A 1,881-nucleotide genomic window follows, 5' to 3' on the forward strand; every position below is an offset into this window, starting at 1 on the left:
CTGCAGGTTGACCGTCAGCACCGTGCCCAGGATCTGGCCAAAGCCACGGCCGGCATCGCTGGCGCCCTGCAACTGCTCGCTGGTGGCTTGGAACGGGGCAAAGAGCCTCTTGACCCAGTCCCATGCCTTGCCCATCGCGGTGGAGACGAGGTCCCACACCGGGCCGAGCGGTTCCAGCGCGGTGGCCAGCTCATCCATGATCGGACCCACCACATCGACGATGCCCTGCCACGTCCCGACCATGAAGGCCTTGATCGGCTCCCAATACTTCCACACCAAAGCGGCGACCACGCCGATAGCCGCGCCGATGGCCAGCACCGGCAGGCTGATGCCTCCGAGCAGCGGCAATAGCATGCGGCCCACGTTGAGCAGCATCGGGAAGGCGCGCCCACCCAGCGATAGCACCTGGCCCACCAGTTTGCCTAGGCCGCCGCCGCCACTGAGCAGCATGGCGGCTTTGTGCACTTGGGTCAGGGCCATCGCGCCCATGCCGCCGGCCATCAGCAGACCGCCCAGGGCGGTGGCCAGCGCGCTGCCGATCACCGCCACTTTGGCAATGGTCTTGGTGAGCTCGGGATTGGCACGCACCCACTCGATGATGCTGCCGACCACTTCGCCGGTCTTGGTGGCCAGGGCCTTAAAGTCCGGCAGCAGCGTTTTGCCGATACCCTGGGAAAGGACCTCGAAGCTGTTGCGCAGCAGCTGCACCATGTTCTCGGATGCTTCTACGCGCTTGGCATATTCGCGTTCCATGGATCCGGCGTACTGCTGAGCATCGGCCACCTTGCCGAAGTTGCCCTTGAGCAGTTCCAGGTTGGTCAGCAGCGGTGCGATCGCACCAATGGATTCGCGACCAAACAACTGGGTCATGGTCGCTGCCTGCTGGGCCTTGGGCAGCTGCTTGAGCTTTTCCAGGACCTGCAAGATCGCCCCGCCGGCATCATTCTGCATGGCCGTGGCCATGTCGCTGGCCTTCAGGCCCAGCTGTTCAAAGGCAGCGACCTGGCGCTTGGTGGCGCCCTCACCGGAGGACAGAGTGAGCAGCATGTTCTTGATGCCGGTGGCCGAGACTTCCGACTCAATGCCCATACCGGCCACGGTGGCGCCCAGTGCGGCCAGCGGCCCGCTGCCCAATCCGGCCACCTCGCCTAGTGCACCGATGCGGTTGACTACATCGCTGATCTTGCGCACATCAGCGGCGCCGGTGTTGCCCAGGAAGTTGATCTTGTCGGCCAACTCGACCACATCGTCCTGGCCCATGCGGAAGGCCGTGCGCCAGGTGGCCATGGTCTGGCCAGCCTCTTCGGCAGAGGTCTCAAAGGCCACGCCCATCTTGGCCGCGTCCTCAGCAAAACGCACCAGCTCTTGCCGGGGAATGGAGGCTTGACCTGCGGCAGCGACGATCTTGGCGATTTCCGTGGGCACCATGGGCAGACGCAGCGAGAGGTCTTCGATATCCCGTCCCATCTGCTGGAACGCTTCAGGTGACTCGAAGTCGACCACCTTTTCCACATCGGCCATGGCCGATTCAAACTTCATCGCTCGGGCGACCGGGAAGGCCTGCGCGCGCAGTGCGGTAGCAGCGGCCAGGGCGATCCCGGTGCCGCTGGCCGCCGCAGTCATCCCGGCGCTGTGAATCTTGCGGCTACGGGCCATGGCCGCATCCAGGGCGGCCAGACGGCCGCGCTGCTGCTCCATCTGCGCGGTGGTGGCCGCGATGTCGGTGCGCAGCGCACGCTCATGGCTGCCCAGCTGTTGGGTGCTGATGCCGGCGCGGTCCAGCCCCGTGCGCAGGCGTTGCAGTTCCACGGCGCTCTGCTGGTGCTGAGCTTTCAACGAGGCGGCAGAGCGTTTGGCCTCATTCAGGGCCCTGCTCATGGC

1 protein-coding gene is annotated in these 1,881 nt (G+C 65.3%); it reads right to left on the minus strand.

The window, feature by feature from the left end:
- On the minus strand, positions 1–1,878 hold a 1,878-nt coding region (locus G4G00_RS21660), incomplete at its 3' end, for a phage tail tape measure protein (protein ID WP_240336209.1).
- Positions 1,879–1,881 lie beyond the last annotated feature (3 nt).

Source organism: Stenotrophomonas sp. B1-1 (assembly GCF_010894375.1).
In the GTDB taxonomy this organism is placed as follows: Bacteria; Pseudomonadota; Gammaproteobacteria; order Xanthomonadales; family Xanthomonadaceae; genus Stenotrophomonas.